General features: G+C 59.6%; 20 protein-coding genes. 8 read left to right on the top strand and 12 right to left on the bottom strand.

From position 1 onward, the window contains the following. Positions 1-157 precede the first annotated feature (157 nt). From ACA044_RS17700 to ACA044_RS17685, 4 genes are all read left to right on the top strand, one after another. Positions 158-832 carry a CsgG/HfaB family protein gene (locus ACA044_RS17700; RefSeq protein WP_497447253.1) on the top strand — a complete coding sequence of 225 codons (675 nt, stop codon included), beginning with the start codon at positions 158-160 and terminating at the stop codon, positions 830-832. A 30-nt stretch (positions 833-862) separates the two neighbouring features. Continuing rightward, complete coding sequence (locus ACA044_RS17695; protein ID WP_497442564.1) at positions 863-1,234, top strand: DUF4810 domain-containing protein; 372 nt, start codon at positions 863-865, stop codon at positions 1,232-1,234. Beyond that, positions 1,231-1,890 carry a DUF799 domain-containing protein gene (locus ACA044_RS17690; protein ID WP_497442563.1) on the top strand — a complete coding sequence of 220 codons (660 nt, stop codon included), beginning with the start codon at positions 1,231-1,233 and terminating at the stop codon, positions 1,888-1,890. Before ACA044_RS17695 ends, ACA044_RS17690 begins: the two co-directional genes overlap by 4 nt. A 173-nt stretch (positions 1,891-2,063) precedes the next feature. Continuing rightward, on the top strand, positions 2,064-4,175 hold the full coding sequence (locus tag ACA044_RS17685) for a hybrid sensor histidine kinase/response regulator (protein WP_497442562.1): 2,112 nt from the start codon (positions 2,064-2,066) through the stop codon (positions 4,173-4,175). Between the two features lie 141 nt (positions 4,176-4,316). Here the strand turns inward: ACA044_RS17685 and ACA044_RS17680 are convergent, their stop codons facing one another. Next, positions 4,317-4,838: a DUF4142 domain-containing protein gene (locus ACA044_RS17680; protein ID WP_497442561.1), complete on the bottom strand. Its 522-nt coding sequence runs from the start codon at positions 4,836-4,838 to the stop codon at positions 4,317-4,319. A 218-nt stretch (positions 4,839-5,056) separates the two neighbouring features. Between ACA044_RS17680 and ACA044_RS17675 the strand changes: the two genes are divergently transcribed. After that, positions 5,057-5,299 (top strand): hypothetical protein, encoded by a 243-nt coding sequence (locus tag ACA044_RS17675; RefSeq protein ID WP_497442560.1) that lies wholly within the window; start codon positions 5,057-5,059, stop codon positions 5,297-5,299. Between the two features lie 185 nt (positions 5,300-5,484). On the opposite strand, the gene ACA044_RS17670 is transcribed toward ACA044_RS17675, so the two are convergent. From ACA044_RS17670 to ACA044_RS17650, 5 genes are all read right to left on the bottom strand, one after another. Further along, a complete protein-coding gene (locus ACA044_RS17670) occupies positions 5,485-6,582 on the bottom strand; it encodes an SMP-30/gluconolactonase/LRE family protein (RefSeq protein WP_497442559.1) in 1,098 nt (365 codons plus the stop codon). Next, on the bottom strand, positions 6,579-7,724 hold the full coding sequence (locus ACA044_RS17665) for a sterol desaturase/SRPBCC family protein (RefSeq protein ID WP_497442558.1): 1,146 nt from the start codon (positions 7,722-7,724) through the stop codon (positions 6,579-6,581). The genes ACA044_RS17670 and ACA044_RS17665 overlap by 4 nt, the downstream gene beginning before the upstream one ends. A gap of 114 nt (positions 7,725-7,838) precedes the next feature. After that, positions 7,839-8,702, bottom strand: a complete 864-nt coding sequence (locus ACA044_RS17660; RefSeq protein WP_497442557.1) for a LysR family transcriptional regulator — start codon at positions 8,700-8,702, stop codon at positions 7,839-7,841. Between the two features lie 209 nt (positions 8,703-8,911). Beyond that, the gene (locus ACA044_RS17655) at positions 8,912-10,639 is read right to left on the bottom strand and encodes a hydrogenase maturation protein (RefSeq protein WP_497442556.1); all 1,728 of its coding nucleotides are present in this window, start codon (positions 10,637-10,639) and stop codon (positions 8,912-8,914) included. 283 nt (positions 10,640-10,922) lie between these two features. Further along, on the bottom strand, positions 10,923-12,770 hold the full coding sequence (locus ACA044_RS17650; RefSeq protein WP_497447252.1) for an amidohydrolase: 1,848 nt from the start codon (positions 12,768-12,770) through the stop codon (positions 10,923-10,925). 322 nt (positions 12,771-13,092) lie between these two features. Between ACA044_RS17650 and ACA044_RS17645 the strand changes: the two genes are divergently transcribed. After that, positions 13,093-13,689, top strand: a complete 597-nt coding sequence (locus tag ACA044_RS17645) for a hypothetical protein (RefSeq protein WP_497442555.1) — start codon at positions 13,093-13,095, stop codon at positions 13,687-13,689. 79 nt (positions 13,690-13,768) lie between these two features. Here ACA044_RS17645 and ACA044_RS17640 read toward each other — a convergent pair whose 3' ends face one another. Next, positions 13,769-14,083 (bottom strand): SCP2 sterol-binding domain-containing protein, encoded by a 315-nt coding sequence (locus tag ACA044_RS17640; protein WP_123356684.1) that lies wholly within the window; start codon positions 14,081-14,083, stop codon positions 13,769-13,771. Positions 14,084-14,147: 64 nt separating this feature from the next. Then, complete coding sequence (locus ACA044_RS17635) at positions 14,148-14,858, bottom strand: histidine phosphatase family protein (protein WP_497442554.1); 711 nt, start codon at positions 14,856-14,858, stop codon at positions 14,148-14,150. A gap of 202 nt (positions 14,859-15,060) precedes the next feature. On the opposite strand from ACA044_RS17635, the gene sohB reads away from it, so the two are divergent. Continuing rightward, a complete protein-coding gene (gene sohB, locus ACA044_RS17630; RefSeq protein ID WP_497442553.1) occupies positions 15,061-16,083 on the top strand; it encodes a protease SohB in 1,023 nt (340 codons plus the stop codon). Between the two features lie 69 nt (positions 16,084-16,152). Here sohB and ACA044_RS17625 read toward each other — a convergent pair whose 3' ends face one another. Together ACA044_RS17625 and ACA044_RS17620 are read right to left on the bottom strand one after the other, a co-directional pair. Beyond that, on the bottom strand, positions 16,153-16,647 hold the full coding sequence (locus ACA044_RS17625; protein WP_497442552.1) for a DUF934 domain-containing protein: 495 nt from the start codon (positions 16,645-16,647) through the stop codon (positions 16,153-16,155). Further along, positions 16,631-18,289 carry a nitrite/sulfite reductase gene (locus tag ACA044_RS17620; RefSeq protein ID WP_497442551.1) on the bottom strand — a complete coding sequence of 553 codons (1,659 nt, stop codon included), beginning with the start codon at positions 18,287-18,289 and terminating at the stop codon, positions 16,631-16,633. Before ACA044_RS17620 ends, ACA044_RS17625 begins: the two co-directional genes overlap by 17 nt. Before the next feature lie 521 nt (positions 18,290-18,810). On the opposite strand from ACA044_RS17620, the gene ACA044_RS17615 reads away from it, so the two are divergent. Next, positions 18,811-19,896 (top strand): ABC transporter substrate-binding protein, encoded by a 1,086-nt coding sequence (locus ACA044_RS17615; protein WP_497442550.1) that lies wholly within the window; start codon positions 18,811-18,813, stop codon positions 19,894-19,896. Positions 19,897-19,913: 17 nt separating this feature from the next. Here ACA044_RS17615 and ACA044_RS17610 read toward each other — a convergent pair whose 3' ends face one another. Both ACA044_RS17610 and metH read right to left on the bottom strand, forming a co-directional pair. Beyond that, entirely contained in the window at positions 19,914-20,132 is a 219-nt protein-coding gene (locus ACA044_RS17610) for a DUF2970 domain-containing protein (protein ID WP_497442549.1), read from the bottom strand. Positions 20,133-20,288: 156 nt separating this feature from the next. Beyond that, positions 20,289-23,999, bottom strand: a complete 3,711-nt coding sequence (gene metH, locus ACA044_RS17605) for a methionine synthase (protein ID WP_497442548.1) — start codon at positions 23,997-23,999, stop codon at positions 20,289-20,291. Positions 24,000-24,050: the final 51 nt, after the last annotated feature.

Here is a 24,050-nt window from a genome sequence, read left to right as displayed (position 1 = left end):
GTCACCGGCGTAGGCAAACAGTGTCGCTCAATGCGCTGGCGTCAAAATATTTTAAAACTGTCTTCAGTGATAGCACCTTGGCATAATGCCGGCCGTCAACGTACTGGCCATTGCCGTGCCGGGATCAACCGTTTTTCAGAAGGAACGCACAGTGAGAATGATTTCTCGGATGGTGGTATCAGGGGCCGCGATTGCAGTATTGGGTGCGATGGCCGGCTGTGCGACCGAAAGCTCCCGGGCATTGCCGGTAGAAAAAGTCGAAAGCGCCAGCCGCGCCTATACGGGTGTTCGAGTGCCCATGGCGGTCGGCAAGTTCGACAACCGTTCGAGCTACATGCGCGGGATTTTCTCCGACGGTGTGGATCGCCTGGGCGGTCAGGCCAAGACCATCCTGATCACTCACTTGCAGCAAACCAACCGCTTCAGCGTGCTGGATCGCGACAACATGGGCGAGATCCAGCAGGAAGCCGCGATCAAGGGCCAGTCCCAGCGCCTCAAGGGCGCTGACTTTGTGGTGACCGGCGATGTCACCGAGTTCGGTCGCAAAGAGACCGGCGATCACCAGTTGTTCGGCATTCTTGGCCGCGGCAAGACCCAGGTGGCCTACGCCAAGGTCAACCTGAATATCGTCAACATCAGCACGTCGGAAGTCGTCTATTCGACTCAGGGTGCGGGCGAGTATGCCTTGTCCAATCGCGAAGTCATCGGCTTTGGCGGGACCGCTGCCTACGACTCGACCCTCAACGGCAAAGTGCTCGACCTGGCGATGCGCGAGGCGATCAATCGTTTGGTGGACGGTATGAATTCCGGGGCCTGGAAACCAGGCAACTGATCAAGGACGATGACAAGGAGCGGTACAAGCATGTTCAAGCGTTATGTGTCGTGGGCGTCAATGGCGTCCATGCTGCTGTTGAGTGGCCTGTTGGCCGGCTGCAGCAGCCCGCAAACCCTTTACCAGTGGGAAAGTTATCAGCCACAGGTTTATGAGTATTTCAAAGGTGAAGAGCCCAGGGAAGCTCAGGCCGAAGCCCTGGAACGCGACTTGCAAAAGATCAAGTCCACCGGCAAGACACCGCCACCTGGTTACCACGCTCATTTGGGTCTGTTGTACCTGAGCATGGGCAAGGACGATCAGATGGTGCAGCAGTTCAGAACCGAAAAGACTTTGTTTCCCGAGTCGACGCCGTACATGGACTTTCTGCTTAAAAACGCCAAGACTGGAGACACCCAATGATTGCGCGCTCCTTGAAACTGATGGCCGGCCTGCTGGCGCTGGCAGTCCTTGGCGGTTGTGTCAGTCCCAAGACCGTGGACTATTCGGCTTACAAACAAAGTCGTCCAAAAACCATTCTGGTGCTGCCGCCGCTGAACAACTCGCCGGACGTCAAGGCGTCCTACAGCATGCTGTCGCAGGTCACGTATCCGTTGGCTGAAGCGGGTTACTACGTGTTGCCGATCACGCTGGTCGATGAGACGTTTCGCCAGAACGGTCTGACCACCCCGGCGGACATCCACCAGGCACCGGCCAACAAACTGCAAGAGATCTTCGGCGCCGACGCCGCGCTCTACATCACCGTGAGTGAATACGGCACCCGCTACATAGTAATCAGCAGTGAAACCGTGGTCACCGCCAGCGCCAAACTGGTGGACCTCAAGACTGGCACCACCTTGTGGACCGGTACCGCCAGGGCGTCGAGCGAAGAGGGTGGCAACAACGGTGGTGGCGGTTTGGTCGGCATGTTGATTACCGCAGCAGTCAAACAGATCATCAACAGCTCGACCGACGCCGGTCACCCGATTGCCGGCATTACCAGTGCACGACTGCTGTCGGCAGGGCATCCGGCGGGCTTGTTGTACGGGCCGCGTTCGCCGAAATACGGCACCGACTGATACTCCTCCCTGTAGCGGTGGCGAGACAGCTTGTCACAGGGGGCAGTCGAGAATCAGCTATACCTCTATGAAACCAATGGCGTCGGCCGTGCTCGAAACAAACGGGCACGCACCGTCTCCTCATGCCGTTGCACTGCCTGAAAAAATGTCATTCACAGGACATAGGCCAGTCGATGCAGTTTCTAGACAATAGCCACGGATGTACCGGCTGGAGCGGCGAAATGGCCGAACGCATTCGTGCGTTCGACTGGAGCCTGACCGAGCTCGGGCGCATCGATACCTGGCCCGGGAGCCTGTGCAGCGCGGTGCAGTTATTGCTCGCCTCACCGCTGCCAATGGTGATGCTGTGGGGCCGGCCCGGCTACATGATCTATAACGACGCCTACTCGAGATTTGCCGGTGGGCGCCATCCTTACCTGTTGGGCTCTCCGGTGGAACTGGGCTGGCCAGAGGTCGCCGAATTCAATCGGCATGTGGTGGACACCTGCCTCGCGGGTGGCACCTTGTCCTATCACAACAAAGCACTGGTGCTGTTGCGTGACGGCGTACCCGAAGACGTCTGGATGAACCTTTACTACAGCCCTGTCGCCAATGATGACGGGTGCCCTGCCGGGGTCATGGCAATGGTGGTCGACACCACTGACCATGTGATTTCCGAGTCTCGCCGCCAGGAAGCCGAAAGGGCTTATCGCGCCGACAACGAAAGGGTTCGCCTGGCTCTCAATGCCGGGGCTTTGCTCGGCTCGTTCGTCTGGGACATCAAGGCTGATGTGCTGTCTGCCGACGAACGATTCGCCCGCACGTTTTCCTGCCCGCCCGACCAGGACCTGGCTAACCTGCCACCCCTCATCGCCGAAATGCAGATTCATCCCGACGACCGTAGTTGGGTTCAGGAGCGGATGAGTCAGTCGGTGGAAACCGGCATGCCCTATAACGCCGAATATCGGGTTCTGCGTCCCGATGGCAGTTACCTGTGGGTGCTCGCCAGCGGGTGTTGCGAGTTCAATGAGCAAGGTGAAGCGTTCCGCTTTCCGGGGGTGTTGATCGACATCCACGAACGCAAGATTGCCGAAGAATCCTTGCTCAAATTCACCCGTAACCTGGAGCAGCGAGTCGCCGACGAAGTCGAAGCGCGACTGGCGGCCGAAGAGCAGTTGCGTCAGTCACAGAAACTCGAAGCCATCGGCGGTCTCACCGGTGGCGTGGCCCATGACTTCAATAACCTGTTGCAGGTGATCGCCGGCAACCTGCACTTGCTGGCGCGTCACGAGCCGGACAACGCCAACGTGCAACGCCGGGTCAGTGCGTCGATTGCCGCGGTCGAACGCGGTGCCAAACTGTCTTCGCAATTGCTTGCCTTTGCCCGTCGTCAGCCTTTGTCGCCGGCGGTCTGCGACCCACGGCAGATTTTCGAAGGACTGGGGGAATTGTTGCAACGGGCGCTGGGGGAAACTATCCAGATCAAGGTGACGGCGCCTGACGATTCATGGCACCTCTACGTGGACTGCAATCAACTGGAAAACGTCATTCTCAACCTTGCGATCAACGCCCGAGACGCCATGAACGGCGAGGGAATCATTGCCCTGAGCGCCGAGAACATCGCCCTCGACCGCGAGTTTTGTGCAGGCAAGGGCATCGTCGCCGGCGACTATGTCTGCGTTGCGGTGTCTGACACGGGTGTTGGTATGCCGCCTCAAGTGCTCGCACAGGCCTTTGAACCGTTTTTCACCACCAAGGCCGACGGCCAGGGCACGGGCTTGGGTTTGAGCATGGTGTTCGGTTTCGTCAAGCAGAGCGGCGGGCATATCGAGATATCCAGCGTTGTCGGGCAGGGCACTCGGGTGCAGCTGTATTTTCCGCGTAGCTTGCGCCCGTTGCTCGGTGAAACAACGCGCCATGATCCGCAGCACCGGGGCGGGCACGAAACCATTCTGGTGGTCGAGGACAACGACGCGGTGCGTGGCTCGGCGGTGGACTTGTTGTGTGAGGAGGGTTATCAGGTTCTGACCGCGGCCAACGGTGACCTGGCGATGCAGATCTTGCTTGATGGGGTAGCGGTGGACCTGATCTTCACCGACGTGGTCATGCCCGGCTTGATCAAAAGCTCGGACCTGGCCGTCTGGGCCAAGGTGCAGAATCCTCCGGTGGCGGTGCTGTTTACCTCCGGCCACACCCGGGACATTATTTCGCGCAATCACCAACTCAGTCCCGACACTTATCTGCTGAGCAAACCTTATGGCCCTGAAGCGCTGTTGAGCATGATCCGCAGCGTGCTGGGTGGTTGATTGCGCAATCCATGTGGGAGCGGGCTTGCTCGCGAAAGCGGTGTGTCAGGCAACATTGATGTTGACTGTGCCGCCATCTTCGCGAGCAAGCCCGCTCCCACAGAGTTCCGCACCTTGGCTGACTGGCATCAAGGCGTGGGGTTACTTGTCGGGATGAGCAGCCTGGAGTTTTTTCGCCATCTCCAGGTGGTTTTCCAGCGCCGGCAACATTTTTTGTGCGAAGGCCTTGAGCTCGGTGGCGCCTTTGACTCTGTCGTCTGTCACCGTGTTGGCTTCTTTCTTGAACCGTTCAATGGCTGCCTCGTGAGCCTTCACCTGATTGTTGGCATAGGCTGTATCGAAGGACTCATCGCGCAGATCAAGAATTTTTTCCTTGGCCTGTTTGACCAGCGTCGTCGTGTCCGGCACCTCGATGTCATGCTTTTTCGCCAATGCCGCCAGTTCATCGTTGGCCTTGGAATGATCGGTGATCATCATGTTGGCGAATGCCTTGACGTCGGCCGATGAGCTTTTTTCCAGGGCCAGTTTGCTGGTCTCGACTTCCGCGATGCCGCCGGCGGCCGCGTCATCGACAAAATCGTTGGAAGTGGCGGCGAATGCCGTGCCCATGCTGGTGCTCAAGGCGACGGCCAGGGCGAGGTGACGCAGGGTGAATCCGTCCATTGATCATTCTCCACTCAGGTTCTTATGGGCGATCCAGATGATCGTTATTCAATGGAGACGGGGGCTCGGGCAAAGGTTTTATCGCGTTTGCGACAGGACGACGAATGGACACCGCTGGTCTGATAGACGGTCGACAGAACAAGGTAAGCGAGGCCATTCTGATAGTTGGCGAACGCAATCGATCGCGTTTGCTACCGATTAACAAACGGAGGTGTTCCATGCCGGTGACCCATGACCTTTATCAGGACTTGAGCTGCACGAAGGAAGAGATCCAGCAAAAACGCACCAAGGATCCGTTACTGGATTCACTGATCAATAAGTACTCCCAGGCAGACGCGGAGGTGTTGAGGGCCGAGTCCGCACAATCGGATGCGCCCAGCGATGAGGCGCTGAAGAAACTCAAGGAGAAGCGCGTGCAGGTCAAGAACAAGATCGTTGAACGGCTCCAGACGCCGTCCTGACACTCCGGACTAAGCCACCGACGACCGGTGACTGAAAAATTGAAACGGGGGATAAATACCGGCACCTCGAACGATCAGAGCCCGACGTTGCGGCTCCATGCGAGGTGCCCCATGCCCCATCCAGAATTCCCCAAAACCGCGCGGGCAACCTGAATCCAGTGTGGGAGCGGGCTCCCACAGTTTGATCACCGTGACTGCTGCAATGCTGCGCTCAATGGCAACCGCGCCATGTGCCGCGCTTTCAGCGATCCCAGATACAACCAGTCCCCATACTCACGCACGGTGGTGATGGGTGAGTAGTTGCCGCTGCTGGCGTCCTGCAGATTGGCAATCACTTTACCGTCGAGATCCAGGCCGAGGGCGAAGGCGCGTTTCTCCACCGGTTTGGGCAGAATCGTCAGCGCGCGCACGATCATTTTGCGGACCAGAGGGTAGGGCGCCGTGGTGTCGAGCAGTGCATTGCGCGGCGCATACAGCGCCACCCAGAAACGGTCGCGGCCGTTGAATGCCAGGTTGTCCGGCAGCCCTGGCAAATTGTCGATGAACAGATCGTGGGTTCCGGCTTTCGGCCCGGTCAGCCAATAGCGGCTGATGCGATAGGCGCCGGTTTCGTTGACCAGCACAAACGCGTCGTCAGGCCCCAGGGTTACGCCGTTGGCGAACTCCAGCTTGTCCAGCAGGACTGCGGTCTTGCCGGTCTGGAAGTCATAACGCAGCAAGCGGCCGTCGCCACCGTGCTCAATGATCGCCTCGCCATCCGTGCCATAGCCCCAACGGCTGGAAGCATCGCTGAAATAGGCGTAATGCCCGGACTTGTCGATGGTCACGTCATCGGTAAAACCGAAGGGCACGCCGTTGGCCGTGGTCGTCAATGGAATCAACCGGCCCTGAGCGTCGAGCGACAGCAAACCCTTGACCCCGTCGGCGATCACCAGCAAACCATTGGGATGCCGCGCCAGGCCCAGCGGCCTGCCACCGGTATCGGCCAGCACTTTGGTGGTTTTGCCATCGAGGCTGGTGCGAATCACTCGGCCGTCATGCAAGCCGGTGATGAGGGCGTCTTCCTCCAGCAGCAACGCTTCCGGGCCGTCGATGTCAGCGGCGCCAACACGTTCCACGCCTTTGAGGCGCTGATTGTCGGCGTAGACGCCATCAGTGAGAGAGGGGGCTGGGGGCGGTGTCCAGGCTATCGGTTGGACTTTGGTCGGTAATAACAACAGAAAGGCACCGATGGCAATGATCAGCAGCAACAACACATGTCGAAACTTGAGGGCTCTTTTCACGCGCTGACTCCTGTTGGGGCCAGATGTTTTTGCGCCATCTCGCGTAACGCCAGCATCGATTGCGCCGATTCACGCTCGATGCGCCGCTTGAGCAGCAGTCGATTGGCGATGCGCATTGCCATACCGCTGAAGCAATACTCCAGGGTCCGGACAAACCGCGTGCCCTCGCCCTCGGCCTCGCACTCGTAAGTCACCACCAACGACAGCCCATGATCGCCCCGGGCCCGAGCGCTCCAGCGGCGACCGGGCAGGTATTCGTCGACCTCCCAGCGCAAATGCCCCTCACGCCCGCCGGCCCGAATGTCTTCCTCGAACCGCGCCCCGGCATACAGCGGACCGCTCTGGCCATCGACCTTGAGAGAGGACGGATGCCACTCCGGCCAACGTGTCGCCGTGCTGGCGTAGGCGAGCACGGCCACTGGATTTCCAGCAATGTCGACCACGTGCTGCAGGCGGGTCATCGGCGTTCTCGTCAGGTGCAGGGGCGTTTGTTCCGGTTCCCAGTACAGGGTGCCGAACAGGTAGTCCATCAGTGGAAACACGATATTGAAATTGCGCTCCTGCATCAGTTCGCGGCGGTGATGCAGTTCGTGCAGACGGCGCATCTGGCGGATCCACGGCAGGCGTGTCACCGGGTTGCCGGGCGGTAGATGTTCGCAGGCGTGGAACACCTCATAGGTCAGGTAGCCGAGGACCATGCAGCCACCAAACAGTCCCGCGACACTGGCATTGAGTTGAGCCAGCAGCCACCAGGCGGGCGTTGTGATGACAAGGGTGTGCAACACGATCAGCCAGGCTGGAAACAGAATCACCCGCCAGTCTCGCGCGTTGTTGTAAGTCATGTGGCCAGGGGTGAAAAAGCTGTGATGGTCACCAGCGTGACGGACGTAGAACATTCGCGCAAGACGCTTTTTGTGATGCCCCAGATGCCGATGCACGACGTACACGCCGAAGTTGAAGAACAACAGGGTCAGCGGCACCGCCAGCCATTCCAGGGGTTGTACCTGATACACGGTGCTCCAGAACGCGCCGATGGCCAGCAATCCGAACAGCAACACAAACACGCCGTGCAACCAAGGGTTGTAGAGCGGATGAATGTCGGCACGGTAGCGCGCGCGGAATGCTTCGGTGGTCTGCCTCACTGAGTTCACCTGTGATTATTGTTATAACCAGCAGATTAGCCGATCCCGCCGCACAGGCGCGCCGAACCTTGAGGACACAAGCGCCAGGCTCCGGTGCAGGACGCCTGTTTGGCGTCAGGTCAACGGGTTCCAGCGCTGGGACCAGTCGTCGTCTGTTTTGATGACTTCACGCAGCAGGTCGAACGCCCGTTGCAGGGTCGCCGAGTCGCGGTCCCGGGAGTAAACCAGGTAGGTCGGGTAACTGAACTCCGGAGCTTTGGGCACTGGCTCCAGCACGCCGCTTTCCAGATAGCTCTGGACCACGCGTGTGCGGAAATAGCCGCTGCCGCCGTTTTCCAGGATGTATTGCAGGGCCAGCGGTCCGAGGTTGAAGCTCAAGGCCGCCTTGGCCTTTTCCGGCAGGGCGGCATCGTGCTGACGACGGAAGTCCGGGCCCCAGTCGATATACACGTAAGGATCGGGCCGTCCGGACAGACGTACCAGGATGAGTTTTTCTTCCAGCACCTGCTCGACTTGCAGGCCTGGCCAGTACTCGGGTTGATACACCAGAGCCGCATCCAGCACCCCCAGCTCCAATTGGCGCAGCAGGTTTTCGCCATCGCGGATTTCCATACGCAGAGCGTGACTGGGAATCTTCTCGCGCAGCTCACCGGCCCAACTGAGCATCAACGGGTTGCACAGGCTGACCTCGCCACCGATGTGCAGCACGTCACGGTAGCCCTCGGGCAGCGGTAAGTCTCGGCGTGCCGCTTCCCAGGTTTGCACCAGTTGATTGGCGTAAACCACAAAGGCCTCACCGTTCGGCGTCAGGCGCGCACCGGCGCGGTTACGCACGAACAACGTGCTACCCAGCTGACTTTCGAGCTTCTGCACGCGGGCGGTGATCGCGGTCTGGGTGACGTGAAGCTTTTCGGCCGCCGCGGCCAGGCTGCCGTGGCGGACGATTTCCAGAAAGGTGCGGGCGAGGTCGATGTCCATGGGAAGGCCGATGTGGGAGGTGCGGGCATTGTAAGAGCAGCATTTGTCTTCCGATACCGTTTGTGGCGAGGGAGCTTGCTCCCGCTGGGGCGCGAAGCGGCCCCAAAACCTGCCACTGCAGTTCTTCAGATGCACCTCATCGGATGGTTTACGCAGCCGGACGGGAGCAAGCTCCCTCGCCACAGATTTCACTGCTCGACCTGATTACCTCATGCCAAACAATCTACCCACTCAACTTCCTTCACCACCGCCCAATCGGCCACCAACCGCTGCGGCGTGCCACACGCCTTGCGCTTGAACACAAAATGACGGCACTTCTCGGCAAACTGTTTGCGGTTCTGCACCATGTCCAGCTGCATCTCTTCCAGCTCGGCATTGCGACAGTGCTGCATCAGCTGAGTATCGAACTGGTTTTTGCGCTGACGTATCGCCTGGTACGCCGGATCACTCAACGCACCATTGGCCCGCTGCAACAACCACAGACCAAACTCGTCGGGGCAACGCGGGCCGATTTCCTGGACCATGCCCAGTTGCAAGGCCTGGATGGCGCTGATCGGCAGACAGTCTTCCGTAAGCTTTTCCGCCATCGCCGGGCCGACAGCGCGGGGCAGACTGTAGGTCCAGTATTCGGAGCCATACAGGCCCATGGTTTTGTAATGAGGGTTGAGCACGATGTCGGACCGGGCGAAGACAATGTCGGCCGCCAGCGCCAGCATCACGCCGCCGGCCCCGGCATTGCCGGTCAGGCCGCTGACCACCAGTTGCCGGGCGTTGAACAGTTCCTGACAGACGTCGTCAATCGCCTGAATATTGGCCCAGGCCTCCAGCCCCGGAACCGCTGCGGCCTGGATCACATTGAGGTGTACACCGTTGGAAAAACTGCCGCGCCCACCCTTGAACAACAGCACTCGGGTGTCCCGGGACTTGGCCCAGCGCAGAGCAGCCACCAATCGCTGGCACTGTTCAGTGCTCATGGCGCCGTTGTAAAACTCGAAGGTCAGCTCGCCAACATGCCCCGATTCGCGATAGCGGATCGGTTGATAGGACTCGTTGTTAAAGGGCCGAGAGGCGATCGACCAATCAAGGGGCGGCACTTGCGCAAGCCGTTCGGCGAGCACATGTCGGGCCGGGCGCTTGAAGGTTTCTTCGCCGGGCCGGGGTTTGCGTCGCAGCGCACCGATCCACAGGCTGTGATCACCGGTTGCCACCAGCACCGCATCGTCATGCACCGCGAGAATCTCACCCGGTGTGCCGCTGCGTGAATCCAGATGGGCGTCATAGAGGTAGTACTGACCGCCGGCCAGACTCGCCAAGACCCCTGGCTGGCCGTCGGCGGCGTCGATGCAGCGTTTGATGAAATGTGAGCTATCGTGCCAGCTGAAGGATCGGTCGGCTTGCTTCATGTTCGGTTGCAAGCGACCAATCACCTGGCGTTGGTTGTAGTCCAGGGGCACCGGAACGAAACCGGCGATGAACTTCTCCACGACTTCGCGAATGCAGCAGATTGCCGCGTCGCTGACGCGTCCATTGTACAACTCGGATTTACGCAGGCCCTGGGGCAAGTTGAATTCACAGGTGGCCCAGACCGGCCCCGCATCCATTTCCTCCACCGCTTGCAACGCCGTCACGCCCCAGCGGCTGAGCTCACGGGTGATCGCCCAGTCCAGCGCGCTGGCACCACGGTCGCCGACGATGCCTGGATGAATGATCACCACGGGGCGCTGGCGGTTGCTCCACAACTGTTGCGGTACCCGGTCCTTGAGAAACGGGCAGATCACCAGGTCAGCGCCAGAATTTTCGATCTGCTCGCACACCGCGTGTGCCTCGGTGAACAGCACCACGCTGGGCGAGTGACCGGCCTGGCGCAAGTCCAGCCAGGCCCGTTGGGTCAGGCTATTGAACGCCGATGCCAGCAGAATGATTTTCAATGACCGCATGATTGACTCTTCCTTGAGAATGACGGGCCGCAGGCTCCCAATGAGCCGTCCGTGGCCTTCGATGGAAGCGCGATAGTAGTGATGGCGGGGGGGCGAACAACTGATCGAGATCAAGCTTGTGTCAGGGAGTGTTTCGGGGCAAAAGGAATAACAGTGATTTAATGTGAGAGCGGGCTTGCTCGCGAAGACGGTTTAACATTCAACAGTGATGTTGACTGTCAGTCCGCTTTCGCGAGCAAGCCCGCTCCCACATTGGATGGAGGGGTGTTTGGAGGTATTTCGTTCAGAACGCGAAACAGGAACAGCCAAACGCGCCCCAGAACCCTTGAAAGTCACTGACCGGGGCCGAGGACAACCGCGCCCGTTCATGGCGGTGGGCATGCACCGCGCAAGCGCCCACACACTGGTGCACTTGCGCCGTCAGCGGTGCCAGTGGTTTCCAGTGCCCCGGTACGTTAACCACGGGTGACCACTCGGGGATCACGGGCACGGGCGCAGGCCCCAGTTTTTCGAACTCGACGCTACCGTAGACGATCTTGCCGTCGACAATGGTCAGCACTGATTCGATCCATTTGATGGCTTCGTCTTCGATGTGGAAATAGTCCGCCGACAGTGCAATCAGATCCGCCAGTTGGCCGACCTTGATCTGGCCTTTCTTGCCTTGTTCGGAAGAAAACCAGGCGCTGCCGTGGGTGAACAGTTCCAGTGCGGTATCGCGGCTCAAGCCTTGCGGGTACAGCGCCAGCCCGCCGACGGTGCGGCCGCTGACCAGCCAGTACAGTGAGGTCCAGGGGTTGTAGCTGGAGACGCGCGTGGCATCGGTGCCAGCGCCCACCGGCACACCCTCGGCGAGCATGCGCGCGATCGGTGGTGTCGCTTCAGCCGCCTTCGCGCCGTAACGGTCGACGAAGTATTCGCCCTGAAACGCCATGCGATCCTGAATAGCGATGCCGCCGCCCAGGGCTTTGACCCGTTCGATGTTTCGTGGGCTGATGGTTTCGGCGTGATCGAAGAACCACGGCAAACCGTCGAATGGAATATCCCGGTTGACCTTCTCGAACACGTCGAGCATGCGGCTGATGGATTCGTTGTAGGTGGCGTGCAGGCGGAAGGGCCAGCGCTGTTCCACCAGATGCCGCACCACCGGTTCCAGCTCCTGCTCCATGGTTTTGGGCAGGTCGGGACGTGGTTCGAGGAAGTCTTCGAAATCCGCTGCCGAGAACACCAGCATTTCCCCGGCACCGTTGTGCCGCAGGAAGTCGTCGCCCTGACCGTACTGGGAGGTGCTGGTCCAGTTTTTGAAGTCGGTCAGCTCTTCCTTGGGTTTTTGGGTGAACAGGTTGTAGGCAATGCGCACCGTGAGCTGTTGGTCTTTGGCCAGTTGCTGGATGACTTGATAGTCGTCCGGGTAATTCTGATAACCGCCGCCGGCATCGATGGCGCTGGTGACGCCCAGCCGATTGAGTTCGCGCATGAACTGGCGGGTCGAGTTGACCTGGTATTCCAATGGCAACTTCGGCCCCTTGGCCAGCGTCGAGTAGAGGATCATCGCATTGGGGCGGGCGATCAGCATGCCGGTGGGGTCGCCATTCGCATCGCGCTGGATTTCGCCGCCCGGCGGGTTTGGCGTATCGCGGGTGTACCCGACCACTTTCAGCGCCGCACGGTTGAGTAGCGCTCGGTCGTAGAGGTGCAGGACGAACACCGGAGTGTCCGGTGCGGCTTTGTTCAGTTCTTCAATCGTCGGCAGGCGCTTCTCGGCAAACTGGAACTCGTTCCAGCCGCCGACCACTCGCACCCATTGCGGTGTGGGTGTGCGATCGGCCTGATCCTTGAGCATACGCAAGGCATCGGCCAGGGATGGCACGCCTTCCCAGCGCAGTTCGAGGTTGTAGTTCAGGCCGCCACGGATCAAGTGCAGGTGGGAATCGTTGAGACCGGGAATCACCGTTCGGCCATGCAGGTCGATGATTTGGCTGCCTGGGCCTTGCAGGGCCATCGCCTGGGCATCGCTGCCGACCACCACGAAACGTCCGTCCTTGATCGCGACGGCACTGGCCTGGGGTTTCTTGCGGTCCACCGTGTGCAGGCGTCCGTTGTACAGAATCAGGTCGGCGGGGGTGTCGGGCATGGTTTTGCTCCCTGCAATCAGCGGACTGACCCAGGCACCGACGGCCCCTGCCGAAAGGCCTTGCAATACACGGCGGCGACTGAAGTCATTGTGCTCGTCAGGTGGGCTCATGGCAGTGTTCTCCACAAAGTCTTCATAAAAGAAGCGAGGGCAAACAGCCGATGTCTGACGCATGCGGCCAGCAAGGAATATAGACCGCAAATTCGCCGGCGGCCTGTTTTAACTACCTGACAGATCGGTTAGATTCCCCGCCTGGCTCAAACACGGACGTAGACGATGGCAAACGCTGCCGCTCGATCCGAAGGATAAGGACAACTGCCCAGTGACATCTCTTAAAGTCAGTAACCCGAAAGGTCTCTTGGTGGCGGCGCTGATAGCCGTCGGCCTGGTCGGGACTTATCTGTACGCCAGTCAGGGCAGCAGCATCCCCGACACCGTCATGATGACGACTCGTGCTACGGGGGTCAGTGGGCCAACGTTCGATGCCACGAAGTGGTTTGGTAATGGCATGTATGTGCCCCAGGAGCTCGACGGCAAGTTGAATCCGTACATCATGACTCGCAGCAAACCCTTTGTTTTCACCGCCAAGGACAACGAATTTCTGATCCAGGCGGCCATTGAGGCGCTGGAGGATGTTCGGCCTGAAGTGAATACTCAGCCGGTCTGGGATACATGGCCGGTGCTGACCCGGCGTGTGCGCTACAACTACAGCTTCTTCAGTGCCCCGGATAAGCCGGCGGATCTTTACAATCTTTATCTGCAGGTGAGTTATCGCAAGTATGTCATCGGCGTTCAGCTCGACGGAGATGACGGTAACCTGACCTATGACGGTGAAGTGACCGAGGTCAACAGCGTAGACCCGGAGCAGGAAGCGCATCTCAAAGTCTTCGAAGAAATGGATGACGCGGGTACGCGTTGAGCCCGGAAACGACGAATCCCGCCATATAGGCGGGATTCGTATGCAGCCAGAGAGGCTCCCGAAAGCGGGAGCCGTCGTCTTACGCCGGGAACAGCTCGGACAGTTTCATGGCCAGCATCATGTCGCCTTCAGCGCGCAGTTTGCCGCCCATGAACGCTTGCATGCCGTCGGTCGAGCCATCGACGATGCCTTCCAGGGTTTCGCCATCCATCACCAGAGTGACCTGGGCGTCCGGGTTTTCGCCTTCTTGCAGTTCGCAGGTGCCGTCCTTGACGATCAGCGAGAAGTTCTTGGTGTCGTCGATGCGGAAACCGAATACCAGGTCCAGACCGGCAGCAGCGGCTGGGTTGAACTTGGCTTTCATTGCTTGTACGGCATCAGCTACGGAGGTCATGGTTCGATCCTTTCTTGGGTAATAAGAGCTGGGTGAATACAGCCAGGGTCACAATAGTCCGGACTCAGCGAAACGTGATGAGTTCCGGGGCCTTCAGCAGTTGCAGGTGCGCATGACTGTTGAAGGAAGCCAGGGCCACCTCGCGACCCCGAAACTTAAGCAGGTTGAGCGAGGTGTTGACGATTTGCCAGTTCAATTCAAAGGCCTGCTTGGCGGGCATTTGCGTAATGAGATGGAGCAGGGCAGTGATGGTGCCGCCGGAGGTGAACACGGCGATTTTCTGGGTGTTGTCGGCATGTTCGAGCAGCCGGTGCAGGCCCGCTTGCACGCGTTCGACAAAACCCAGCCAGCTTTCCAGGCCCGGAGTGTCGTAGGTGCCGACGAGCCAGCGTTCGATGATCAGGGCGAAGATGCGTTGGAACTCGGCACGGTTTTGCGCGGCGTTACGCAGGATGTCCAGCGCTTCGGGCTCGTCCTCCAGCATGGCCGGCAGCAGGGCACGGATCACTGCGTCGGCGTCGAATTCGTTGAAAGCGGAATCGATCTCCAGTGTCGGCACTGGCAAACCGACGGCCGCGAACTGTTCCAGCGCGCTGTTGGCGGTGTGTTGCTGACGGCGCAGGTCGCCCGACAGGCAGCGATCGAAGCTGACACCCAGTTCGGCCAGATGCTGGCCAAGGACTTCTGCCTGGCGAACACCGGTCGGCGACAGAACGTCATAGTCGTCTGCACCAAAGGAGGCCTGGCCATGTCGAATCAAGTAGATGCTGCCCACGTCCGCGTCATCCCGGTACGTTGAAGGTTTGGCGAGGTTATGAGGATGGCGGTGAGCTGTCAATGAAAAAACATACGCTTGTTTGAAATGCCCGTTACAGGCTTGTTGCCAGAGGTTTCACGGCTGGTCGTCAGGCCGGCGGATGGGTATGCTGGAGGTATCCCGCGCGTGTTTAACCCGCGCATTGATTGAAGGAGTCCCTGTGGAGCTTTTGTCCGAGTACGCCATTTTTCTGGCCAAGACCGTAACCTTGGTGATCGCCATTCTGGTGGTCCTGGCCAGTTTTGCGGCGTTGCGCAGCAAAGGTCGGCGCAAATCGGCCGGGCAGCTGCAAGTCAACAAACTCAATGATTTCTACAAAGGGCTGCGCGAACGCCTGGAGCAGACCTTGCTCGACAAGGACCAGCTCAAAGCCTTGCGCAAGTCCCAGGCTAAAACCGAGAAAAAGCAAAAGAAGAAGCCCGAAGCCAAACCGCGCGTGTTCGTGCTGGATTTCGACGGCGACATCAAGGCGTCAGCCACTGAAAGCCTGCGCCACGAAATTACCGCGCTGCTGACCCTCGCCACGCCAAAGGATGAAGTGGTCCTGCGTCTGGAAAGCGGTGGCGGCATGGTTCACAGCTATGGCCTGGCGTCTTCGCAACTGGCACGGATTCGTGAAGCCGGCGTGCCGTTGACCGTGTGCATCGACAAGGTCGCAGCCAGCGGCGGCTACATGATGGCGTGCATCGGCGAGAAGATTATCAGCGCGCCGTTCGCGATCCTCGGTTCGATCGGCGTGGTGGCGCAGTTGCCCAACGTCAATCGCCTGTTGAAAAAGCACGACATCGACTTCGAAGTGCTGACGGCCGGCGAGTACAAGCGCACGCTGACGGTGTTTGGCGAAAACACCGAGAAGGGCCGGGAGAAATTCCAGGAAGACCTGGACATCACCCATCAGCTATTCAAGAATTTCGTTTCCCGCTATCGCCCGCAACTGGCCATCGACGAAGTGGCCACGGGCGAAATCTGGCTGGGTGTCTCGGCCCTGGACAAGCACCTGGTGGATGAACTCAAGACCAGCGATGAATACCTTGCCGAACGCGCCAAGCAGTCCGAACTCTATCACTTGCATTACGCCGAACGCAAAAGCCTGCAGGAACGTATCGGGATCGCAGCCAGTGGTTCGATCGATCGTGTACTGTTGAGTTGGTGGAGTCGTTTGACTCAGCAGCGCTTCTGGTAAACACCGCTCGACAAACAAAAAAGCCCTGAATCGGGATTCCGGTTCAGGGCTTTTTGTTGGGCTACGTACTTAGCGGCGACGGAACAGCGGCAGCGGTTCGTCGGTGGCGGCCTGATAGGTCACCGAAAAGTCCTGGAGACTTTCCAGGGCTTCGTACGGGTCTTTATCGGCGCGCAATGCAAAGGCGTCGAAACCGCAACGACGCAAGTAGAACAGCTGGTCGCGCAGCACATCGCCAATCGCCCGCAATTCGCCTTTGAAACCATAACGGTCACGCAGCAAGCGAGCATTGGAGTAGTTGCGTCCATCGGTGAAAGCCGGGAAGTTCAAGGCGATGACCTGGAACTGAGCGACATCGTCACCAATTTCTTCGGCTTCTTCATCGGCGTCCAGCCACACACCCAGGCCGCCATCGCGGGCCTTGAGCATGCGGCTGTGTTCGCGCCACAGCTGCAACGGGACGATCAGGTCGTCGCAGTTGCTGATCTCGTCGATGTTGAAGTCCTTGGGCAGCAAGTGCCAGGTTTCGTCGACAACCTCGTTGTTCTTAATGATTCGCTGCATAGACGCGTTCCTTGAAGAGGTCGATGCCAATACGCTGATAGGTGTCGATGAAGCGCTCGTCTTCGGTACGTTGTTCGACGTACACGTCGATCAGCTTCTCGATCACGTCAGGCATGGCTTCCTGGGCGAAGGACGGGCCGAGGATCTTGCCCAGGCTCGCATCGCGACTGGCGCTGCCGCCCAGGGAAACCTGGTAGAACTCTTCGCCTTTCTTGTCCACCCCGAGAATGCCGATGTGGCCGACGTGGTGGTGACCACAGGCGTTCATGCAACCGGAGATGTTCAGGTCCAGCTCGCCGATGTCGAACAGGTAATCCAGGTCGTCGAAACGGCGCTGGATCGATTCGGCGATCGGGATCGATTTGGCATTGGCCAGGGAGCAGAAGTCACCACCCGGGCAGCAGATGATGTCGGTCAGCAAACCGATGTTCGGCGTGGCGAAACCTTGCTCGCGCAACTCGCCCCACAGGGTGAACAACTGGCTTTGCTCGACATCGGCCAGAATGATGTTCTGTTCGTGGGAGGTGCGCAGCTGGCCGAAGCTGTAACGGTCGGCGAGGTCGGCAACGGCATCGAGCTGCTTGTCGGTGATGTCGCCCGGCGCAACGCCGGTCGGCTTCAGGGACAGCGTCACGGCGACGTAACCCGGCTTTTTGTGCGCGAGAGTGTTGCGGGTGCGCCAGCGGGCGAAGCCTGGGTGCTGCTTGTCGAGCTCGGCGAGCTCAGAGGCCTGGTGGTCCAGCGCTTTGTAGTCCGGATCGACAAAGTGTTTGGCCACGCGATGCACTTCGGCATCGGTCAGCGTGGTCTGGCCACCGCGAAGGTGCTCCATTTCCGCATCGACTTTTTGCGCAAACACTTCAGGCGTCAGGGCCTTGACGAGGATCTTGATCCGCGCCTTGTATTTGTTGTCACGACGGCCGTAGCGGTTGTAGACCCGCAGGATGGCGTCGAGGTAGCTCAACAGGTCCTGCCACGGCAGGAATTCGTTGATGAACGCGCCCACCACCGGGGTACGGCCCAGGCCGCCGCCGACCAGCACACGGAAACCCAGCTCGCCCGCGGCGTTGTGCACCGGCTCAAGGCCGATGTCATGGACTTCGATGGCCGCACGGTCGGACGTCGAACCGTTGATGGCGATTTTGAATTTACGCGGCAGGTAGGCGAATTCCGGGTGGAACGTGGTCCACTGACGGACGATTTCGCACCATGGGCGCGGATCGATCAACTCGTCGGCTGCGACACCGGCGAACTGGTCGGTGGTGACGTTGCGCAGGCAGTTGCCGCTGGTCTGGATCGCGTGCATCTGCACGGTCGCAAGTTCGGCCAGGATGTCCGGGATGTCTTCCAGGGCTGGCCAGTTGAACTGCACGTTCTGCCGGGTACTGATGTGGGCGTAGCCCTTGTCATAGTCGCGGGCAATTTTGGCCATCATTCGCGTCTGGCGCGAAGTGAGTTGGCCATAAGGCACCGCTACCCGCAGCATCGGGGCAAAACGCTGGATATAAAGGCCATTTTGCAGGCGCAGGGGACGGAACTCTTCCTCGCTCAGCTCGCCTGCCAGATAGCGTCGGGTCTGATCACGGAACTGCTTGACGCGGTCCTCGATGATCCGCTGATCGTACTCGTCGTATACGTACATATAAGTCCTGTTCTCAGGCTTGGGCCGGTCGGATACAGCTGCGTGATCGCTTGCTGGAATCCGATTCTGCCTCGGCAATTCTGCGCGCACGGCCGCGCACTCCCAACGGAGCCGATGCAAGATACCAGTTTGCAGTTATGCGCAAAAGTGATGTTTGAGTATATGTAAAGAACCAAAACGACTAATGAAATTCGTAAAGGTAAAACCCACGTTTGTGGTGCGGGCAATCATCGTCTTAACTGTGCTCGAGTCTTTATGCAATCACCGATAAAACCGACAAGAGGCGATGCAATGAGCAACCCAACCAAAGCAAGGAAAAGCGATAGCACGGTCGATGCCTGGGCGATTTTGTTCCTGATCATCCTGGTCGTGGGCACAGCCGTGTTCTGGGTCAGCCATCAATAAACGACCCCGTCCGGGCCTGGCACCGACGATCGTCGGATAAAAGCCGGAATAAGCGCCGTTTCAAGGGACTTCGCTGGCTATAATGCGCGGCGAATTTTCGGGGGCTCGGACGATCAATGTTGAAGTTTTTCTGTGGTGTAGTGCTGGCGCTGGGTACGGTCCTGGGACCGTGCGCCCAGGCGGCGTCCGTATTGTTCCTGAATCCAGGGACCACCCAAGAGGTTTTCTGGGCCAGTTACTCGCAGTTCATGCAGACCGCAGCCAAGGACCTGGGCATGGATTTGCACATCCAGTATTCCGAGCGAAACTCTGAAACCACACTCAAACAGGCCCGCGAAGCCCTGCAAGGGCCGAATCGGCCGGACTATCTGGTGTTCGTCAACGAACTGTACGTCGCGCCCGAAATCCTACGCCTGGCTCAAGGCAGCGGCGTGAAGCTGTTTCTGGTCAACAACGGCCTGACCGCAGACCAGAAGCGCCTGCTCGGCGCCCAGCCGGACAAGTATCCCGACTGGCTGGGCAGCCTTGTGCCCAACAATGAAGAGAGCGGCTACCTGATGCTCAAGGAGCTGATTCGTCTGCATCGCCCGGTCGCGCCCGGCGAGGTCATTGATCTCGTGGCCTTTTCCGGCCTGAAGATCACGCCAGCCGCGCAACAGCGTGAGAAGGGCATGATGCGGGCATTGGCCGAACACCCTGAAGTGCGGTTGCGCCAGTTGGTCTATGGCGGCTGGACCCGCGAGCGTGCCTATGAACAGGCCCGGTTATTGTTCAAGCGTTACCCGCAAACGTCGCTGGTCTGGTCGGCCAATGATGAAATGGCCTTTGGCGCCATGCAGGCGTACACCGAAACGGGAGGCCAGCCTGGCAGGGACGCGCTGTTCAGCGCCGTCAACAGTTCACCGGCCGCATTACAGGCGCTATTGGAGGGACGGTTGAGTGTGCTGTTGGGCGGGCACTTCAGTCTGGGTGGTTGGGCCATGGTGCTGTTGCATGACTACGATCAGGGCGTGGACGTCAGCCGGTATGGTGGGCGCGACCGACAGATTTCAGCGTTGCAGCTGATCGATCATGCGCAAGCCAGGCGACTGCTGGATTTGAGTACCACTCAGGATTACGGCGTGGACTTTCAAAAACTCTCGGCCAAAGGGCGGACGACGTCGTATCGCTACCCGTTCAACTTGCAGACCCTGTTGCACTGATTTGCCCGGAAGCAGGCTCAAATCCCGGCCAGATGCAGCACCAGTTTCACGATGACAAACAGCGTCAATGCGAACACTGCCGTGAACACAATCCCCAGAATCACGAAATGGCTGGGCTTGCCGTGAGCGAAATCCCGGGCCCGGTTCTTTCCGCTCTGCACCCCGAACGCCGCCGCCATGACGCTGTGCAGCATCTGCCAGAAGGTCGGCGGTTTGTTGTCACCCGGATCGTCCATAAATCCCTCGTCACCCATGCATGTTAAGCAAGCATAGACAATCCACGCAAATCCCGTAGGAGCGAGGCTTGCCCGCGAAGAACGATAACGCGGTCTCACAGGGAAACCGCGTAATCGTTCTTCGCGGGCAAGCCACGCTCCCACAGGGGATGGGGGTTAGTTGTCGTAACCCAGATTCGGCGCCAGCCAGCGCTCGGTCACGCTCAGCTCCTGACCTTTGCGCGAGGTGTAGCTCTGCACCTGATCCTTGTCGATCTTGCCCACGGCAAAATACTGCGCCTGCGGATGAGCGAAGTACCAGCCGCTGACCGCTGCCGCCGGGAACATGGCGTAGTGCTCGGTGAGGAACACACCGCTGCGGCCTGCCTTGAGCTCTTCTGCTTCCGGGTCCAGCAGCTTGAACAGCGTGGCTTTTTCGGTGTGATCCGGGCACGCCGGGTAGCCCGGAGCGGGGCGGATGCCGGTGTATTGCTCTTTGATCAGCGCCTCGTTGTCCAGCGTCTCGTCCTTGGCGTAGCCCCAGTAGTCTTTACGCACCTGTTGGTGCAGCCACTCGGCGCACGCCTCGGCCAGACGGTCGGCCAAAGCCTTGACCATGATCGAGTTGTAATCGTCGCCGGCGTCCTGATAGGCCTTGGCCACTTCTTCGGCGCCGATCCCTGCGGTGGTGATGAAGCCGCCCACGTAGTCGGTCACGCCGCTGTCTTTGGGCGCGACGAAGTCGGCGAGGGAGAAGTTCGGCTTGCCGTCGGTCTTGATGATCTGCTGGCGCAAGTGATGCAGCTTGGCCAATGGCTTGCCGTCATCGCCGTAGACTTCGATGTCATCGTCGCGCACCTGGTTGGCCGGCCAGAAGCCGAACACCGCACGGGCGCTGATGAGTTTTTCGTCGATCAGCTTGGCAAGCATTTCCTGGGCATCGGCGTACAGCGCGGTGGCGGCTTCACCGACCACTTCATCCTGCAGGATGCGCGGGAATTTGCCGGCCAGGTCCCAGGAGATGAAGAACGGTGTCCAGTCGATGTATTCGGCCAGCACCTTCAGGTCGATGTTGTCCAGCACCTTGGCGCCGGTGAACGTCGGTTTGACAGGTGTGTAGCTGCCCCAGTCGAACTGCGGCTTCTTGGCAATGGCCACCGGGTAGCTCAGGCGTTCGGTACGGGCGCTGCGGTTGGCGGTACGCTCGCGAACGTCGATGTATTCCAGGCGGGTCTTCTCGACAAAACCGGCCTTCAGTTCCTTGGACAGCAACTGCGTCGCCACGCCCACGGCGCGGGAGGCGTCGGTGACGTAGATCACCGCATCGTTGCTGTACTTGGGTTCGATCTTCACCGCGGTGTGCGCCTTGGAGGTGGTCGCGCCACCGATCATCAACGGCAGATGGAAGTCTTGACGCTGCATCTCGCGGGCCACGTGAACCATTTCGTCCAGCGAAGGCGTGATCAAACCGGACAGGCCGATGATGTCGCATTTCTGTTCTTTGGCGACTTGCAGGATTTTCTCCGCTGGCACCATCACGCCGAGGTCGACGATGTCATAGCCGTTGCAGCCCAGCACCACGCCGACGATGTTCTTGCCAATGTCGTGCACGTCGCCCTTGACCGTGGCCATGAGGATCTTGCCCTTGGCTTGCGGCTTGTCGCCTTTTTCCAGTTCAATGAACGGGATCAAGTGGGCCACGGCCTGTTTCATTACGCGGGCGGATTTCACCACTTGCGGCAGGAACATTTTGCCGGCGCCGAACAGGTCGCCGACGATGTTCATGCCGGACATCAGCGGGCCTTCGATCACTTCGATCGGGCGCGCAAAGGACAGGCGCGACTCTTCGGTGTCTTCCACGATGTGCGTGGTGATGCCCTTGACCAGCGCATGTTCCAGACGCTTGTTCACGTCCCAGTTGCGCCACTCTTCGGTCTCGGCTTCCTTGACACTGCCATCGCCCTTGTACTTGTCGGCGATGGCGAGGAGGGCGTCGGTGCCTTCCGGGGTGCGGTTGAGGATCACGTCTTCGACGGCATCGCGCAGCTCGGCAGGGATCTGGTCGTAGATCTCCAGTTGCCCGGCGTTGACGATGCCCATGGTCAGGCCATTTCGGATCGCATACAGCAGGAACACCGAGTGAATCGCCTCGCGCACCGGGTTGTTGCCACGGAACGAGAACGACACGTTGGACACGCCGCCGGAGGTCAGGGCATACGGCAGTTCGTCGCGGATGTAGGCGCAGGCGTTGATGAAGTCCACAGCGTAGTTGTTGTGTTCTTCGATGCCGGTGGCCACGGCGAAGATGTTCGGGTCGAAGATGATGTCTTCCGGCGGGAAGCCGACTTCGTTGACCAGGATGTCGTAAGAGCGTTTGCAGATTTCTTTCTTGCGCGCTTCGGTGTCGGCCTGGCCGGCTTCGTCGAAGGCCATCACCACCACGGCGGCGCCGTAGCGCTTGCACAGTTTGGCGTGATGAATGAACTGCTCGACACCTTCCTTCATGCTGATGGAGTTGACGATGCCCTTGCCCTGGATGCATTTGAGGCCGGCTTCGATCACTTCCCACTTGGAGGAGTCGATCATGATCGGCACGCGGGAGATGTCCGGCTCGCCGGCAATCAGATTGAGGAAGGTCACCATGGCCTTCTTCGAATCGAGCATCCCTTCGTCCATGTTGATGTCGATCACCTGGGCACCGGCTTCGACCTGTTGCAGGGCGACTTCCAGGGCTTCGGTGTAGTTGTCTTCACGGATCAGGCGGGCAAATTTGGCGGAACCGGTGATGTTGGTCCGCTCGCCGACGTTGACGAACAGCGAGCTGCGATCGATGGTGAACGGTTCCAGGCCCGACAGGCGGCAGGCCTTGGGGATGTCCGGAATCTCGCGCGGTGCGTAACCGGCCACGGCGTTGGCGATGGCTTCGATGTGCCCCGGCGTGGTGCCGCAGCAGCCGCCGACGATGTTCAGGAAGCCGCTTTGGGCGAATTCTTCGATGACCTTGGCGGTTTCCGATGGCAGCTCGTCGTACTCACCGAATTCGTTCGGCAGACCGGCATTCGGATGCGCCGACACGTAGGTGCTGGCCTTGTTCGACAGCTCTTCCAGGTACGGGCGCAGTTCGCTGGCGCCAAGGGCGCAGTTCAGGCCGACCGAGATCGGCTTGGCGTGGGCCACGGAGTTCCAGAACGCTTCGGTGGTCTGGCCGGAGAGGGTGCGGCCGGAGGCGTCGGTGATGGTGCCGGAGATCATGATCGGCAACTCGATGCCCAACTCTTCGTAAACCCCTTGCACGGCGAAGATCGCGGCTTTGGCGTTGAGGGTGTCGAAGATGGTTTCGATCAGGATCAGGTCGGCGCCGCCTTCGATCAGGCCTTTGGTGGCCTCGGTGTAGTTTTCCACCAGTTCATCAAAGGTTACGTTGCGGTAGCCGGGGTTGTTCACGTCAGGCGACAGCGAGCAGGTACGGCTGGTAGGGCCGAGCACGCCGGCGACGAAACGCGGCTTGTCCGGGGTTTCCAGGGTCTTGGCGTCCGCCACCTTACGCGCCAGTCGTGCGCCTTCTACGTTGAGTTCGTACGCCAGGCCCTGCATGCCGTAGTCGGCCTGGGACACCTGTGTGGCGTTGAAGGTGTTGGTTTCCAGAATGTCGGCGCCGGCATCCAGATAGGCTTTTTCGATGGCGCCAATCACGTCCGGACGCGTCAGCACCAACAAGTCGTTGTTGCCTTTGACATCGCTCGGCCAGTCGGCGAAACGTTTGCCACGGTAGTCCTGTTCCTCGAGCTTGTAGCTCTGGATCATCGTCCCCATGCCGCCATCGAGAATCAGGATGCGCTCTTTGAGGGCGTGCTTGAGAGCTTGAAGGCGAACGCTGCGATCGGACATTTGGACTACTCGGTAAGGCCATGACGAAGGGCCGGGATAATAACAAACCTG

It is taken from the genome of Pseudomonas sp. LBUM1673 (assembly GCF_059695645.1).
Note: the sequence above shows the minus strand (reverse complement) of the source record. Positions and strands in the feature narration are given on the sequence as shown.